The organism is Rhodospira trueperi (assembly GCF_900101965.1).
Taxonomy (GTDB): Bacteria; Pseudomonadota; Alphaproteobacteria; order Rhodospirillales; family Rhodospirillaceae; genus Rhodospira; species Rhodospira trueperi.
Genome location: NZ_FNAP01000001.1, coordinates 383840 through 399520, shown reverse-complemented (window position 1 = coordinate 399520; position 15681 = coordinate 383840). Strand labels below are relative to the sequence as shown.

Sequence of the window (15681 nt, the reverse complement as noted above, 5' to 3'; positions counted from 1 at the left end):
CCTAAACCTCCGTGCGCTTTCGTTCAGAATCTTCAAGCAGACTGTCATAATTGGACAGGAAGCCCTTGATATTGCGGGCCGCCTGCCGGATGCGCTGCCGGTTTTCCACCAGAGCGATGCGGACATGCCGGTCACCGTATTCGCCGAAGCCAATGCCGGGCGAGACCGCCACCTTGGCTTCCTGCAACAGCAGCTTGGAGAACTCCAGCGAGCCCATGTGGGCGAACGCCGGCGGCACCGGCACCCAGGCGAACATGGTCGCCGGCGGAGACGGCACCGTCCAGCCGGCCTGGTCGAACGCCTCCACCATGGCGTCGCGGCGCTCCTTGTACATCTGCCGGATCTCGCCCACGCACTCTTGCGGGCCGTTGAGCGCCGCCGTCGCCGCAACCTGCACCGGCGTGAAGGCGCCGTAGTCCAGGTAGGACTTGATGCGGGTCAACGCCCCGATCAGGTGCCGGCTTCCGGCGGCGAAGCCGATGCGCCAGCCGGGCATGTTGTAGCTCTTGGACAGCGAGGTGAACTCGACCGCCACCTCGCGCGCGCCCGGCACCTGAAGCACCGACGGCGGCGGCTGGTCGTTGAAATAGATTTCTGAATAGGCCAGATCAGACAGGATGTAGATACCGTGATGGCGGCAGAAGTCCACTACCTGCCCATAGAAATCCAGGTCGGCCACATAGGCCGTCGGGTTGGACGGATAGTTCAGCAGCACCGCGATGGGCTTCGGCACCGAATGCCGCACGCCGCGCTCCAGCGCCTCCAGGAAGGTGTGATCGGGCTCGCACGGCACATGGCGCACCGAGCCGCCGGCGATGATGAAGCCGAAGGCGTGGATCGGATAGCTGGGGTTGGGCGCCAGCACGATGTCGCCCGGGCTGGTGATGGCCTGGGCGAGGTTGGCGAGGCCCTCCTTCGAGCCCAGGGTGACGATGGTTTCCGTCTCCGGGTCGAGCGAGACGTTGAACCGCCGTTCGTAGTACGCCGCCAGCGCGCGGCGCAGCCCGGGAATGCCGCGCGAGGCGGAATAGCGGTGGGCGCGCGGGTTGGCGGCGGCCTCGGCCAGCTTGTCGACGATGTGCTGCGGCGTGGGCTGGTCGGGGTTGCCCATGCCCAGGTCGATGATGTCCTCGCCGGCGGCGCGGGCGCGCGCCTTCATGGCGTTGACTTCGGCGAAGACGTACGGCGGCAGCCGCTTGACGCGGTAGAATTCGGTCTGGAGCATGGCACCTGGGCCCCTGAGTGGAACGCCCCGGCGGAAGAACCACAGGCCGGGGGCTCGGGACAGTGGCGCAGGCGCGGGCTGGGGTCAAGGTCGGGACGCGGGAGGATCCGCGCCGGCCGACCTTACATCTTTTCCTTCACGTCGCGGGCGGTGTTGGACAGCACTTGGCCGCCCGCCGAAATGTCCTTGCCGATGCCCTCCACCGTGCTGCACGCGGCCAGCGCGAGGGCCCCGGCCAGCACGGCGGCCACGACGGGCATGGAAGAGCATTTGGTCGTCATGAGTCCTGGCCTCCGTTCCGGGTCCATCGGCGTTATCCCTCGCCGATGGTACCACGGAAAACGGCGGGAACGTGGCCCTAACGCTTCGAGAACTGGAAGCTGCGGCGGGCCTTGGCCTTGCCGTACTTCTTACGCTCGACCACACGGCTATCGCGGGTCAGGAAGCCCTGGGCCTTCAGCGGCGGGCGCAGCAACGGGTCCCAGCGGCCCATGGCGTGCGACAGGCCGTGGCGCACGGCGCCGGCCTGGCCCGACAGTCCGCCGCCCTTGACGGTGCAGACGACATCGAACTGACCCATGGTCTGGGTCACCACGAACGGCTGGTTGATGACCATGCGCAGCACCGGACGCGGGAAGTAGGTCACGATGTCGCGGCCGTTGACGGTGATGCGTCCGCTGCCGGGCTTGAGCCAGACCCGGGCGACGGCGTTCTTGCGTCGGCCGGTGGCGTAGGCACGGCCGAAGGCATCGCGGATCGGCTGGCGCTGGGCGGTCTCCGCCTCGGCGGTGGTGGCGGAGCCGGTCGGCGCGGCCGTGGTGGCGGCGGCCTGACCGGTCATGGCGTCCTTGAGGCCTTCCAGGCCCACGCGTTCCTCAGCCATGGCCTAGTGACTCCTCTTGTTCTTGGAATTGCGGGCGGCGAGGTCCAGGACCTCCGGCTGCTGTGCCGCGTGCGGGTGCTCGCCCCCGGCGTAGACGCGCAGCTTGCCGAGCTGCGCCCGGCCCAACGGTCCCTTCGGCACCATGCGCTCGACGGCCTTCTCGACCACGCGCTGCGGGTGCTTGCCGCCCAGGATCTGTTCCATGGTCTTGCTCTTGATGCCGCCCGGATACCCGGTGTGCCAGTAGAACCGCTTCTGGATCAGCTTGCGGCCGGTCAGGCGCACCTTGTCGGCGTTGATGATGATGACGTGGTCGCCCGTGTCGATGTGCGGCGTGTACATGGTCTTGTGCTTGCCGCGCAGGATATTGGCGACGGTGGCGGCAAGACGGCCCAGCACGACACCGTCGGCGTCGATCAGGTACCACTTGCGCTCCACCTCGCTGGGCTTGGCGGAATAGGTTTTCATTCGGCTCTCCGTCCGCGAGAGGTCGCAGGCTTGTCGGATTGAAATCGGGTGGGTCGCGCGGGAGGCTCCCGGCGGCACCGGAGCGCGCACTATGCCACCGGATCACGCGCTGTCAACGCAAAAAAACACGGCGATTTCAGACCCGTGCGCCGATGGTACTATATTACCTTATCCCATCCACCGGCCTCGATGGCCCGTTCCACCGCGCCGGCATCCGGCAACGGTGGCGCCGAATAGGTGCCCACCGTGTGCGCCACCAGCAGACGGTCGCCATCCGGGCCGGGGCGTTCCGAATACAGTTCCACCTCGACCACGATCAGACGGCGCCCGCCCTTCAGCGCGTGGGCTTCCGCAATCACATCGCCGGGCTCCGGCTTGCGCAGGAAGTTGATCGACAGGTTGGTGGTCACCGCCAGTTCCACCGGCCCCAGCAGGCTCAGGACAACCGCGTACATGGCGATGTCGGCCAGCGCCATCATGGCCGGACCGGCCACCGTGCCGCCGGGCCTGACCAGATCGGGATTGAACGCCATACGCAGCCGCCCCCGACCGTGCTCGATATGTTCGGTCGAAATGCCGAGCATCCGCGTCATGGGAAGCTCGCGGTCCAGGATGGCGTTGAATTCTGGCAGTGAAATCCGGGACATGGGCGGATATGGTTGCGTGTGTGGGGACGCGGGAGTCGTCAGACTACATCCCAACGGCACCGCATGTAAACGGAACCGTATAGAACCGAGGCGTCGACAAACACCTTCAGGGGACGGGACGATGAGACTCACACGAACGGCCATCGCGGGGGCCATGGTGCTGATCGGCGGCCTGTCGGGGCACAACGGCGCACTCGCCCAGACCGCCGGCACCGCCGCCGAGGCGCGCGCCGCCGTCGCCAGGGCAGCCGAAAGCGTGACCGCCGGACGGCCAGCGGAGGCCGTGAAGAGCCTGCGCGAGGCCACGCTCGCCGTCTGGAGCGCGGCCCCGTTCGACATCGTTCGGTTGGAAGCCTGCTCCGACATCCCGGCCGGCTTCCGCGCCTTCGAACCGCGTGGCAATGCTCCGCTGTCCGTCGGCGAGCCGTTCCACCTTTACATCGAGCCCATCGGGTTGGCCTATGAGTTCGTAGACGGTGTCTACACCATGGGTCTGGAGGCGGACTTCGTGCTGCTTGATACCTCGGGAACGATCCTGGGCGGACAACGCGATTTCGCCGACGTTCCGTTCGACTTCCGCGCCCCGTCCACCGACGTTTACATGACCATGACCCTGGGAACGGAGCGTCTGCCGGCCGGCGACTACGTGCTCCAAATCACGGTGCGGGATGCACTGGCCGGCACCGACGTGACCAGGGAGGTTCCCCTGTCGGTTGCGGCGCCGTGAACGCCCTTCGTGACCTCTTGACCGCCCGCCTCCGCCGGGCGACATGAGTTCGGCAAACACGATCAGGGAGGCAAAACCATGACCGCCGCCATCGCCGAGACTGCTTCCGCCGAGCCGATTCTGCTGCGCGAGGACGAGGGGGGCATCGCCACCCTGACCCTGAACCGCCCGAAGGCGCGCAATGCACTGTCCGTGGCCCTGATGGCCGAGTTGCAGGCGGCCATCACCGCCATCGCCGAGGACGACTCGGTCAAGGCCGTGGTCCTGGCCGCCAACGGGCCGGCCTTCTGCGCCGGCCACGACCTGAAGGAGATCAGGGCCAACCCGGGCCGGGCCTTTTATGAAGGTCTGTTCCAGCTGTGCTCCAACCTGATGCTCGCGATCACACGTCTGCCCAAGCCGGTGATCGCGCGCGTGCATGGCATGGCGACGGCGGCCGGGTGCCAGTTGGTGGCCACCTGCGATCTTGCCGTAGCGGTTGAGGGCGCGCGCTTCGCCACGCCGGGCGTGAACATCGGCCTGTTCTGCTCCACGCCCATGGTCGCGCTGACCCGCAATGTCGGCCGCAAGCAGGCCATGGAGATGCTGTTGACCGGCCGCCCCATCACCGCCGACGAGGCCATGGCCGCCGGACTGGTCAACGCCGTGGTGCCCGACGAGGCCGAGCTTGACCGGCGCATCGCCGCGCTCGCGGGGACCATCGCCGCCAAGTCGCCCTTGACGCTGGCCATCGGCAAGGAGGCATTCTATCGCCAACTGGACATGCCGCTGGCCGACGCCTACGCCTACGCCAGCGACGTCATGACCACCAACATGCTGGCCCACGACGCCGAGGAAGGCATCGACGCCTTCCTGGAAAAACGCGAGCCGAAGTGGACGGGGGAGTAGGCGTCTTAGCGACGCCCACGCCGCTCGACGATCCGCTCGACGATTCGATCGCGGAGCGGGCCGATCTCTTTCAGAAGCGGACGCCGGAGAAGCGCGCGCTGGCGCCAGGTCAGGTCCGGCCAAGGGCGGTCGAACGCTGGGCGCAGGGTCTCTGGCGGAGAGTGAACGGCGTCCGACGTGTCGAACACGCCGCCGAGATGGACCATCGCCTTGTCCAGATGGCCCCACACATAGGGATGCAAAGGAATCGGCGTGCAGACCGCGATGCGGTGCTCGGTGCGCTCCCAGTGGAGAAGCATGGTCCGCACCTGAGGGGCCTCCACACAGATGAGATCGTCGTCTTCATCGTACTCCGATTCCAGGTCGAGCGCGGTGCGGTCGCGCAGCGCGTCGACCACGGCCTCCAGGGACGGGCTGCCGGCCTTGAACGTCCATGCGCCACCTTGAAGACCCATGCGCCCCTCCCCGCGACGGTCAGCCCAGCGTGCGACCGTAAGGTCTCACAGGAGCGTCAGAAACGGCAGGCGTGTCGCCGCGACCGGTCGCGGGACGGGCTCCAGCGACAGTGCCGATGGGAGCGGCGCGCTCAGTCGCGAGTGGTCCCGCGCTCGATGCGGGTCCCGGAGGGGTCTGAAGACTCCGTCTCGGGGCCAACCACCGTGCCGATGATCCCGAAGATCACGAGCACGACCATCAGAAGCGTGAAATAGACTCCCAGCACCGCCATTCGGCTCGGCGCCATGCGGGCCGGAAGCACCCAGTGCGGCCGGATCAGACCGACAACCAAGCCGACGACGGCAATCCCAAGGGCGGCAAAGATAATGATGGCGAAGATGGCATAGGCGTCCTTGAAGAACGCGTAGAGGAGCAGCAGGCCGCCCAGTTCCAGCCAGAAACGACCGAGCGAAGCCAAGCACCCAGGCCCTGGCGGCCGCCCTGTTGGACCGGGTGGGGACCGTCCATCTTCCCGGCGCCCCGGCGGGGGCCGATCGGGTCCCGTCGGCGGAATCCGAAACGACGCACGCCTCCCGTCGACGCGCCCAACGCCTGCTCGCGTCCCGCCGAGCCCGATCCCTCCGTTCCCTTCGTTGCCGTTGTCGCTCATGCCCGCCATCCATCCTGGTTGGCCTTACGATACCATATGCCATCCCGGCTTTTCTTGTCCCCGGCGGAACCGGAGGGAGCGTTCGTTTGGTTCACCATCGGAAGACGCCCGGACGAGTTGGGGTTCAGGGCCGGAGTTCCGGGGAATATTTTCTATTGAAATCAATGCATTAAAGCATTATCATGATGTCCGGTCTTATAAAATTACCATAGAAGGCTGGAATGGCGTCAGGCCTTTGCACGACCTCAGGCAAGCGAAGCCCCCTCCCCCACCCGACTCGGTCGGCTTGGGTCGGAGTGGTGTTGCTGTTGCTGTCGGCTTGCGGTACCGGCCCGGCGGATGTGGGCGAGGGGCTGTATCCCGTCGCCGCCTACAGCGGCACGGAGGACTTCGTCTGGTGCGTGCCCTACGCACGGGAGATTTCGGGGGTCCGGATCCGGGGCGACGCCGACACATGGTGGGATCAGGCCGCCGGGCGGTACCGGCGCGGCAACCGTCCGGCGCCCTATTCCGTGCTGGCCCTGAAGCCGGACAGCCGCCTGACGGACGGCCATGTCGGCGTGGTCACGGGCATCGTGGGACCGCGCGAGATCCGCGTCAGTCACGCCAACTGGGGCTGGGACCGCCGCACGCGCGGGCGCGTCTACACCCACATGCCGGCCATTGATGTTTCACCGGGCAACGACTGGAGCCAGATCCGCTTCCGCCATCCGGCGGTGGGCGGTTACGGACGCGTTTATCCGGCCTTGGGGTTCATCTATCCCGACGACGAGAGCACGCATCACATCCGCGTGGCCGATGCGATGCCGCCCCCTTCCCCTTCCCCTTCCCCTTCCCCTTCCCCTTCCCCGTCTCCGACCGCGAGCGCTCAGGCGCCGGACGCGGCGGCCACCGCCATGCGGCACTTGTTCTGATCGCCTGACGCTATACCGCCACCAGAGCGACCGCCGCGCGGCGATCCTCCGCCAGCAGGACGTTCCAGGTGCGGCAGGCCGCGCCCGTGTCCATGGGTTCGGCCACGATGCCCTGGTCCCGCAGCACGGTACGCACGGCCGAGGGGATCGGGATCATGGACGACCCGCACCCGACGATCAGCACCTCGACCTCGTCGGCGGCCTCCAGAACGGCGGCGAGCCCGTCCGCGCTGATATCGCCCGACCAGGGCACGATCCGCTCGCGAAAGGCGATCACGGACCCCGTGTGCTGGTGTCCGGCGATGCGGAAGGCGCCGTCGCCATAGGCCTGGATGACCGGGCGCCCGGCGGGAACAAGGGGGGTGATGTCCATAAAAGGCTCACAGTCCAGAAGAAGCGATGGACCCTCAGGTGGTCACACCCAGGGCGCGGTCAAGCCCGCGCCCGACCTCAGCGCTTCCGACCGCGTCCCTTTTTGGGCTTCTTGCCGCTGCGCTGCCCTGCGTTTCTAGGCGGAGCCGACGCGGTCTCGGACGTGGTCTCCGACGCCGGGGCCGGGGCCTCTTCTTGTTCCGCCAGCGGGCCTTCCGTTGCCGCATCCGTTGCCGCCGCCGCGACCTGTTCCTCCGGTCCGACGGTCTCCTCGCCGGCGATGGCCTCGCGGCGCAGGTCGAAATAAACCAGGATCGGCACCGCCACATAGACGGTCGAGTAGGTGCCGATGACGATGCCGAAGGCCAGCGCGGCGCTGAAATTGCGCAGCACGTCACCGCCCAGGAACAGCAGAGAGAGCACCGCGATCAGGGTGGTCAGGGAGGTCAGAATGGTGCGCGACAGGGTCCGGTTGAGGGCAAGGTTGAGCAGGTCCACCAGCCCCATCTTCTTGAACTTGCGCAGTTTCTCGCGCACCCGGTCGTACACCACCACGGTGTCGTTGATGGAATAGCCAGCCAGGGTCAACAGCGCCGCCACGGTGGTCAGGTCAAACTCCAGCCTGAGGACGGAGAACAGCCCCAGCGTGATGACCACGTCATGCACCAGGGCCACCATGGCCCCGATGGCGAACTGCCATTCGAACCGGAACCAGATGTACAGCACGATGGCCAGGATGGAGAGCGAGACCGCCCAGATCCCCGCCTCGATCAGTTCGCCGCCCACCTTGGGGCCGACCAGTTCGACGCGGCGGTAATCCACGCCGTCCCCCAGAACGCCCTGCACGGCGGCCAGGGTGGCGTTCTCCTCTTCCTCCGTGGCGTCCTCCGGTTGTTGCACCCGGATCATGATGTCGCGGTCGTCGTCACCGATATGGGTGAGCGAGACGGCGCCAAGCCCCAGGTCGTTCAGCCGAGTGCGCAAATCCGCAATGTCGGGTGCGTCCGGCATGCGCGCCTCGACCAGCACACCGCCGGCGAAGTCGATGCCGAAATTGAGCTTCTGCACCCCCAGCGACACGACGGAGGCCAGCATCAGCACGCCGGAGAGGATCAGGGCCACCATACGGCCCTTCATGAAGTCGATCCTGGTATCGACCGGAACGATGTTGAGCAGCGCGGGCATGATGTAGGGTCCTCAGATCGGCAGGGCTTGGGCACGGCCGCGACGCAGCCAGGTGACGACCATCAGGCGGGTAACCATGACGGCGGTGAACATCGACGAGATGATGCCAATGCTGAGGGTAACGGCGAATCCCTTGACCGGCCCCGACCCGAAGTAAAACAGCAGGCCGGCCGCCACCAGGGTGGTGACGTTGGCATCGACGATGGCCTTGAAGGCCTGCCGGAATCCCGTCTCGATGCTATTGCGCAAGGTGCGGCCGTTACGGGTTTCTTCGCGCATGCGCTCGAAGATCAGCACGTTGGCGTCCACCGCCATGCCCATGGTCAGCACGATGCCGGCGATGCCGGGCAGGGTCAGCGTCGCTCCTAGGAAACTGAGCGTCCCCAGCAGCAGGAACAGATTGACGAACAGGGCAACCACGGCCATGCCGCCGAACAGGCCGTAACTGGCGAGCATGAACACCACCACCAGCGCGAAGCCGAGCAGGCTGGCCAGCGCCCCGGCCCGGATCGAGTCGGCGCCGAGACCGGGACCGACCGTGCGCTCCTCCAGCACCATCAGCGGCGCCGGCAGCGCGCCGGCCCGCAGCAGCAGGGCCAGATCCTGTGTCTCCTGAACCGCGAAGCTGCCCGAGATGATCCCCGAACCGCCCAGGATGGGCTCGCGGATGACGGGGGCGCTGATGACCGCGCCGTCCAGAACGATGGCCAGATTGACGCCCACGTTTTCCGACGTCACGCGTCCGAACTGTCGGCCGCCCTGGGTGTCGAAACGGAAACTGACGACGGGCTGATTGTCCTGAAAGCTCGGCTGTGCGTCCACCAACCGGTCGCCGGAGACCTCGACCCGCTTGCGGACGGGATACGTGGGAGGACCGTCCGCGTTGTTCTCGGCGGCCGGAAGGATCTCCGTGCCGGGCGGCACCCGGCCGGCGACCAGTTCCTCGGGCGAGACCCGGCCGTCCACCAGATGGAAGGTCAGTTTGGCGGTGCGTCCGATCAGATCCTTGATGCGCTGGGGATCGTCCACACCGGGAAGCTCGACGATGATGCGGGTCTGGCCCTGGCGTTGAATGGTGGGTTCGCGGGTGCCGGTCTCGTCCACGCGTCGGCGCACAATCTCGATGGACTGCTCGACCGCCTGATTGCGACGCTCCACCATGGCCTGTTCATTCAGGGTCATGAGGAACTGGCCGTCGTCGCCGGCGGTCACTTCGACCGCATTGTCGAGGCCGGCCAGCAGGCGTTGGGCGGACCCGCGCTGGTCGGCGTCGGGAATCGTCACCGTGGCCGTCGTGCCCTCCACCCCCAGACCCAGGTAGCGGATGCGCGCGGTTCGCAACTCGGCCCGGGCGCTTTCCACCAGGGCCTCCAGGTGCTCGGCCACCACTTCGTCGGCCTCCACCTCCAGCAGCAGGTAGGACCCGCCCTGAAGATCGAGGCCCAGCGTGACCGGCTGCCACCAGTCGGGCAGGCTGTCGGCCGCCCCCCGAATCGCGTTCGGCGCGGAGAAGACCACGCCTGCCAGACAGATCAGGACGATCAGGGTGGTCTTCCATTTGGCGAAATAGAGCATGGTGGGCCTTACTCAGTGGGCAGCCGGCGGCGATATCCGGCCATTGATCGGAATGGTTACTGAGAACCGGCGGCGTCGCCGGATGGATCGACGGATCGTTCCTCCCGCAGAACCAGGGGGGCCGGCAGGGAGCCGGAGCGCAGGACCACCGCAAGGTCCCGCGCTTCCCGCTCCGTGAACCCGCCGGAAATGATGCCCGCGCCGCCGAGAATGGGCTCCCGAATGATCGGAGCGCTGATGACGGCGCCGTCCAGCACCATGGCGAGCGCGCGGCCGATGTTGTCTGCGGTCAGAGTGGCAAAGCGGGATGCTCCGTCGGGGCTGAAACGGAAGCTGACAACCGGTTGACCTCCCACAACACGAACCTCCACCTCTCGGATGTCATCGCTCGACATCTCGATCTTCGCGCGCACGGCATAGCGGGCGGGCATGTGGGCGTCGCTTCTTGCCGCAGGCATGACGACCGTTCCCGGCGGAACCTGCCCCGAGTCCAGATCCCCTGAGGCAACACGCTCGTCAATCAGGTGAAAGGTAAACGCTCCCGTGCCGCCGAGCAGGTCTTTAATCCCGTTCGGGTCACGCACACCGGGCGAGAAGACCACCCGGACGCCGCTTTCCCCGGACCTGTCGATCCAGAACGTCGGCGTGTTGATCGCCTCCAGGCGTCTGCGCAGGACCGCGATGGTTCGCCGCACCACGTCGTCGCGCAACTCGGAGTCCGCCGTCGCCTCAGGGGACTCGCGCAAAACGTCATCCGTCTGGATGTCAAACACCAGGTGGATGCCTTCCTTTTCAGCGAGGCCTTGAACCGCCGCGCGTTCCCCGTCACCCGGAGACTCGGCCTGGGCCCGCAGGGCACCGGGCACAATCAGCACGCTCCCGACCAAGCAGATCGCCAGGATCAACCAGTTCCTTGCGTTCCCAGAACACAGCATCGCGGGGCATTCCCGGTTCGTGGAACGAGCGGCGCGAATCCGTCCGCGACGGACGCCCATCGGGCCGCTGCTCCCACGGAGGTTCAGGTCTTCTTGTTGCCCGACAGCAGGCCCTTCAGCTTGCCGGCGGCCCCCCCGCCATTCGAGGGCGCGGACTGGTCCTCACCCGCCTCGGCGGCGTCTTCGGTGTCGTTGGCACCCGCCGGACGCGCCTTGCCGCCCTTACCCTTGTCGCCTCCGCCGGGGACGGGCTCGGTCTTGGAGGCCACGTCGGCCACCATCTCCCGCAGCACTTTGACCCGGACGTTGTCGGCGATCTCGACCAGAAGCTCGGTGTCGTTGCTCACCTTGACCACCGATCCGATGATGCCGCCGTTGGTGACGATGCGGTCACCCCGCCGGACGGCGGCCAGCATGGCCTTATGGTCCTTCATCCGCTTCTGCTGCGGGCGGATGATGAGGAAATAGAAGATCACAAAGATCAGGATCAGGGGCAGGAAAGCCCCCAAGGTATCCATCGCCCCCGGGGCGGGGGCGGCGGTCTGGGCCAGGGCGGGGCTGATGAACATCCGCGCGCTCCTTATGTGCGGTGTGTCAGGACTCGGGAGCCGGGACTATACCCATCCGCGTCCCCGATGCAAACGCGGGCGCACACAAAGGCACGCGAAAGGTCCGCCCGCCCTTCTTGCCGGCCGAACGGCCCGTGCTATGGTGCGCCGCCGCGCGGGAATCATGCCCCCCTTGATCGCTTCACGACGAACACGAAGGCTCCACGACCCGATGACCGATCTCAACCGCCTCGCCCAGACCCTGGAGCGCATCGCCGACAGTCTGGACCGCATGGCGCCGCCACCGCCGCCGGATGCGGCGCTGGAGGGTGCCGACGCATTCGTCTGGCACGCCGACCGCGAATGGCTGGAGCCGGTCACCCGGGTCAACCGGATTCCCCTCGCCCTGCTCCAAGGCATCGACCGCCAGATCGAGACCCTGGCCGACAACACCCGCCGTTTCGCCCGGGGCCTGCCGGCCAACAACGCCCTGCTGTGGGGCGCGCGCGGCACGGGCAAGAGTTCCCTGGTCAAGGCGATCCACGCGGCGGTGGTCGAGGACATGCCGGACGCCCCCCTCGCCCTGGTGGAGATCCACCGCGAGGACATCGCCACCCTGCCCCGCCTGCTGGCGATCCTGCGCGGCGCCAATCGGCCCTGCCTGTTGTTCTGCGACGACCTGTCGTTCGACGCCAACGACACCAGCTACAAGTCGCTGAAGGCGCTGCTGGAGGGCGGCATCGAGGGTCGACCGGCCAACGTGCTGTTCTACGCCACCTCCAACCGCCGCCACCTGCTGGCGCGCGAGATGGTGGAGAACGAGCAGTCCACCGCCCTGCACGCCGGCGAGGCGGTGGAGGAAAAGGTCTCGCTGTCCGACCGCTTCGGCCTGTGGCTGGGGTTCCACAACGTCGATCAGCCGACGTTCGTTTCCATCGTGCTGAGCTACGTCCGCCACCACGGGCTGGCCATCGACGAGGAAACCGTCAGGCAGGAAGCCGTGCGCTGGGCCACCACCCGGGGCAGCCGCTCCGGTCGCGTCGCCTGGCAGTATATCCAGGACCTCGCCGGACGCCTGGGCCAACGCCTGGAGGGGTAAGGCGCGGGCTGGGTCGGCGCGGTGATGTCCGGGGAGGGATGGCTCCGGCGGTAGGATTCGAACAAACATCTAAGGTTGTTGCAACACGTTCCAGATTGTTCCAAAAAACATTTATATAGAACAGCGTATTATCAGATTTCATTCCGAGGGGTTTCCGATTGTTCTTGTACGTTCCCGCCCAAGAGTGGTAGTTAGAGTGGTGGTTGAAGCGGGTGGGCAGGAGTGGCAGTCAGGCCATGCGGATCGGAAATAAACTGAGCGCGGCGAAGGTCCGCGCCCTGAACGAGCCCGGCCGTTATGGCGACGGAAATGGACTGTGGTTGCAGGTCGCCGCAGGGGCCGGCGGGCGGATGACCAAATCGTGGCTCTTCCGGTATCGCTTCCGGGGCCGCTATCGCGCCATGGGGTTCGGGCCGGTGGCGCTGGTGTCGCTGGAAGAAGCCCGCCAGAAGGCCACGGAGGCCCGCCGGATGATCCATGAGGGCATAGACCCCCTGGACCAAAAGCGCGCCACAGAGGCCACGGAGCGGGCGCAAGAGGCATCCCGCGTCACCTTCCAGGACGCCGCCGAACGCTACATCACCGCGCACGCGCCGGGCTGGAAGACGGACAAGCAACGGCAGCACTGGGAAAACACGCTGGCCCTGTATGCCTTCCCGCTGATCGGCGCCCTGGACGTGGCGCACGTTGACACGCCGCACCTGCTGAAAGTTCTGGAACCAGTCTGGACCGAGAAGCACGAGACCGCCTCCCGCGTCCGGGGCCGGATAGAGCGCATCCTTGGTTGGGCCACGACTCGGGGATACCGGACAGGCGAGAACCCGGCCCGGTGGAAGGGGCACCTGCAACACCTGCTGGCGTCACCGGAGAAGGTGGCGAAGGTGAAGCATCGCCCCGCCCTGCCCTACGCCGACGTGCCCGCGTTCGTGACCGACCTTCGGCAACAGGGTGGTGTTGCCGCCCGTGCCCTTGAGTTCACGATTTTGACGGCTGCCAGGACCGGCGAGACCATCGGCGCCCAATGGTCCGAAATCGACCTGAACGCCGAAACCTGGATCGTGCCCGGCGAGCGGATGAAGATGGAGCGGGAACACCGTGTTCCCCTGCCTCCCCGTGCCGTCGAAATCCTGCGAGACATGGCTGCAACGCACGACACCGAGGGCTTTGTCTTCCCCGGCGGCAAGGCCGGACGCGGGCTGTCGAACATGGCAATGTCCGTTCTCTTGCGCCGCATGGGCCGCGACGGACTGACCGTTCACGGCTTCCGGTCCAGCTTCAGGGATTGGGCCGCCGAGCGGACGAACTATCCGAGCGAAATGGCCGAAATGGCGCTGGCCCATGCGGTCGGTGATCGCGTCGCGCGCGCCTACCTCCGCGCCGACCTGTTCGACCGCCGCCGCCGGCTGATGGTGGATTGGCAGCGGTGGTGCGACGGCGAGATCGGCACCGGTGACGTGGTGATGCTGGCGGAGGCGCGGGCATGAGCATGAACGAGGAAGAGGCCCGCCGCGAAATCGCACGGCTGGTGGAACTTCATGGTCCCGGGATCCTCATGGACGCGGCCGGGAAGACGCCTGCCCGCCGCAAGCCTGGGCCGAAGCCGGGGCAGCGACGAAACCGCCCGCCGCAAGAGTACTTGGACGAAATGGCGGACCTGATCGTCACGGGCGCCGTGAAGGGACGGACGGACGGCGTGGAAGCCGCAGCGCGCGCTATCGCAGTGAAGTATCTGGGGATGCCATCCCCACTGCCTATAGCGGAGTCCGATAGGTGGCGCAGCACGACGGCGCCACTGGTCCGGAACTTCCGGGACCAGAAGGGCGAACTACTGGCGCGTGCGCGTGAGCGGGCCAAGCCGAAAATCGTTCAAGTGCCCAAGAGCGCCCTGTGGAGTGGCTTCGACATTGCGAACCTAGCATGTGACGATCCGTTGACTGATCCGCGCATCGGAACGCCCTGGGAACGCTTGAAGGCCGCCGGCCACTCACGCCCGGACTCTCCGTGGACGAAGTTGATTGCAGCGGGGGCAACAATCGACCATATGGCGAGTATCCCGGCGCATATTCAAGAAATTATAGACAGGGAAAATCGGATGCCACCACACATTCAAAGAAGCCTGGACAATTTAAAAGCATGGCAGGACACACCACAACAACGCGCCATTGATGCCATCACTCAAAAGTGGGCTGATATACCGCACCAGAGGGCCATTGACAACATCATGCAGGACTTGGTCAGCACACCGCACCAGCAGGCCATTGAAGAAGCACTTCGCCGAGCCGGATGCAACCTTCCGAAAGAGGTGGAATCGCCGGCCCAACGGATGATGCGAGAGCGTTTTGAGAAGGATCTGGACATCCTCAATGGCATTGACCCGCTCCACCATATCCGCCGGGGAGGCCCTGGCAGCGGCATATGAACAAAATTCCTCCGGAACTCTGTTCATAGTAAAGCATCCTGCTTGGATGACTTGCCGAAAGTGAACAAAATTCCATCTCAAATAAGTTCCTAGAGGGCGGACTCCCGCGTCCGTACCTTGGCCGTGTTGGTTCCACGCACGACCAAGGAATACCCCATGGAACGCAAGTCTAGCGCATTGCTCCGCCGCCCCGCCGTCAAGGCGAAGACCGGCCTGTCTACATCCAGCATCTACGCCAAGATGGCGCGCGATGAGTTCCCGAAGCCCATCCGCCTCGGGCCGAAGTCGGTTGCCTGGATCGAGGATGAGGTGGACGCCTGGATCGCGGCCCGTGTCGCCGCCTCCCGCCAGGGGGAGGCCGCGTAATGACCGAGCATCCCCGCATTCTGCAAATCATCCCCGCTCCGCCCGGCCTGCTGCTGGACTTCGGGCGGTTCGACACGCCGTGGTCGGTGCCCGTCATGTGCCTTGCGCTGATGCAGCACCCCAACGGCGCCACGACCGTTGAGCCCATCGACATCACCGGGAGCCCGCCGGACGAGGGCGCCGCGTTCATCGGCACGCGGTGGGCGGACACCGCCGGGGGCGAATAGCCATGACCGCCGCCGGCACCATCAAGACCGGGATCGTCTCCGCCGCCGCGCGCGGGCTGATCCCGCGTCGGTGGTGTCCTGTCATCCTCCGCGTGTTG

Annotated in this window: 20 protein-coding genes; 8 read left to right on the top strand and 12 right to left on the bottom strand. The window is 66.4% G+C overall.

Features of this window, described 5'->3' with window-relative positions:
- Position 1: 1 nt before the first annotated feature.
- The 5 genes from BLS85_RS01830 to BLS85_RS01810 form a co-directional block, all read right to left on the bottom strand.
- Positions 2–1225: an LL-diaminopimelate aminotransferase gene (locus BLS85_RS01830; protein WP_092781212.1), complete on the bottom strand. Its 1224-nt coding sequence runs from the start codon at positions 1223–1225 to the stop codon at positions 2–4.
- Positions 1226–1347: 122 nt separating this feature from the next.
- Positions 1348–1506 carry an entericidin A/B family lipoprotein gene (locus BLS85_RS01825; RefSeq protein ID WP_143027057.1) on the bottom strand — a complete coding sequence of 53 codons (159 nt, stop codon included), beginning with the start codon at positions 1504–1506 and terminating at the stop codon, positions 1348–1350.
- A 77-nt stretch (positions 1507–1583) separates the two neighbouring features.
- A complete protein-coding gene (gene rpsI, locus BLS85_RS01820; RefSeq protein WP_092781209.1) occupies positions 1584–2108 on the bottom strand; it encodes a 30S ribosomal protein S9 in 525 nt (174 codons plus the stop codon).
- Between the two features lie 3 nt (positions 2109–2111).
- Entirely contained in the window at positions 2112–2576 is a 465-nt protein-coding gene (gene rplM, locus BLS85_RS01815; RefSeq protein WP_092781206.1) for a 50S ribosomal protein L13, read from the bottom strand.
- Positions 2577–2734: 158 nt separating this feature from the next.
- Positions 2735–3223: a PaaI family thioesterase gene (locus BLS85_RS01810; RefSeq protein WP_092781203.1), complete on the bottom strand. Its 489-nt coding sequence runs from the start codon at positions 3221–3223 to the stop codon at positions 2735–2737.
- 121 nt (positions 3224–3344) lie between these two features.
- On the opposite strand from BLS85_RS01810, the gene BLS85_RS01805 reads away from it, so the two are divergent.
- Together BLS85_RS01805 and BLS85_RS01800 are read left to right on the top strand one after the other, a co-directional pair.
- On the top strand, positions 3345–3950 hold the full coding sequence (locus BLS85_RS01805; protein WP_143027056.1) for a hypothetical protein: 606 nt from the start codon (positions 3345–3347) through the stop codon (positions 3948–3950).
- A gap of 78 nt (positions 3951–4028) precedes the next feature.
- Positions 4029–4838, top strand: coding sequence for an enoyl-CoA hydratase (locus tag BLS85_RS01800; RefSeq protein ID WP_092781199.1), 810 nt, complete (start codon positions 4029–4031; stop codon positions 4836–4838).
- 5 nt (positions 4839–4843) lie between these two features.
- Here the strand turns inward: BLS85_RS01800 and BLS85_RS01795 are convergent, their stop codons facing one another.
- Both BLS85_RS01795 and BLS85_RS01790 read right to left on the bottom strand, forming a co-directional pair.
- Positions 4844–5293 (bottom strand): hypothetical protein, encoded by a 450-nt coding sequence (locus BLS85_RS01795; protein WP_092781197.1) that lies wholly within the window; start codon positions 5291–5293, stop codon positions 4844–4846.
- A 131-nt stretch (positions 5294–5424) separates the two neighbouring features.
- Entirely contained in the window at positions 5425–5751 is a 327-nt protein-coding gene (locus BLS85_RS01790; protein WP_092781194.1) for a hypothetical protein, read from the bottom strand.
- Positions 5752–6245: 494 nt separating this feature from the next.
- On the opposite strand from BLS85_RS01790, the gene BLS85_RS01785 reads away from it, so the two are divergent.
- Complete coding sequence (locus tag BLS85_RS01785) at positions 6246–6857, top strand: CHAP domain-containing protein (RefSeq protein ID WP_245699033.1); 612 nt, start codon at positions 6246–6248, stop codon at positions 6855–6857.
- A gap of 10 nt (positions 6858–6867) precedes the next feature.
- On the opposite strand, the gene BLS85_RS01780 is transcribed toward BLS85_RS01785, so the two are convergent.
- The 5 genes from BLS85_RS01780 to yajC all read right to left on the bottom strand — a co-directional run bounded on the left by BLS85_RS01780 (position 6868) and on the right by yajC (position 11493).
- Positions 6868–7230, bottom strand: a complete 363-nt coding sequence (locus BLS85_RS01780) for an Mth938-like domain-containing protein (RefSeq protein ID WP_092781191.1) — start codon at positions 7228–7230, stop codon at positions 6868–6870.
- A gap of 77 nt (positions 7231–7307) precedes the next feature.
- Entirely contained in the window at positions 7308–8414 is a 1107-nt protein-coding gene (secF, locus tag BLS85_RS01775; protein WP_092781188.1) for a protein translocase subunit SecF, read from the bottom strand.
- A 12-nt stretch (positions 8415–8426) separates the two neighbouring features.
- Positions 8427–9989, bottom strand: coding sequence for a protein translocase subunit SecD (secD, locus tag BLS85_RS01770; protein ID WP_092781185.1), 1563 nt, complete (start codon positions 9987–9989; stop codon positions 8427–8429).
- 56 nt (positions 9990–10045) lie between these two features.
- On the bottom strand, positions 10046–10864 hold the full coding sequence (locus tag BLS85_RS01765) for a preprotein translocase subunit SecD (protein ID WP_143027055.1): 819 nt from the start codon (positions 10862–10864) through the stop codon (positions 10046–10048).
- Between the two features lie 143 nt (positions 10865–11007).
- A complete protein-coding gene (yajC, locus tag BLS85_RS01760; protein ID WP_092781179.1) occupies positions 11008–11493 on the bottom strand; it encodes a preprotein translocase subunit YajC in 486 nt (161 codons plus the stop codon).
- 211 nt (positions 11494–11704) lie between these two features.
- On the opposite strand from yajC, the gene BLS85_RS01755 reads away from it, so the two are divergent.
- The 5 genes from BLS85_RS01755 to BLS85_RS01735 all read left to right on the top strand — a co-directional run bounded on the left by BLS85_RS01755 (position 11705) and on the right by BLS85_RS01735 (position 15583).
- Complete coding sequence (locus BLS85_RS01755; RefSeq protein ID WP_092781177.1) at positions 11705–12571, top strand: ATP-binding protein; 867 nt, start codon at positions 11705–11707, stop codon at positions 12569–12571.
- Positions 12572–12807: 236 nt separating this feature from the next.
- Positions 12808–14055: a tyrosine-type recombinase/integrase gene (locus BLS85_RS01750; protein ID WP_092781174.1), complete on the top strand. Its 1248-nt coding sequence runs from the start codon at positions 12808–12810 to the stop codon at positions 14053–14055.
- Positions 14052–14990, top strand: a complete 939-nt coding sequence (locus BLS85_RS01745; RefSeq protein ID WP_092781171.1) for a hypothetical protein — start codon at positions 14052–14054, stop codon at positions 14988–14990. The genes BLS85_RS01750 and BLS85_RS01745 overlap by 4 nt, the downstream gene beginning before the upstream one ends.
- A gap of 156 nt (positions 14991–15146) precedes the next feature.
- Positions 15147–15356, top strand: coding sequence for a helix-turn-helix transcriptional regulator (locus tag BLS85_RS01740; protein ID WP_092781168.1), 210 nt, complete (start codon positions 15147–15149; stop codon positions 15354–15356).
- Positions 15356–15583: a hypothetical protein gene (locus tag BLS85_RS01735; RefSeq protein WP_092781165.1), complete on the top strand. Its 228-nt coding sequence runs from the start codon at positions 15356–15358 to the stop codon at positions 15581–15583. Before BLS85_RS01740 ends, BLS85_RS01735 begins: the two co-directional genes overlap by 1 nt.
- Positions 15584–15681 lie beyond the last annotated feature (98 nt).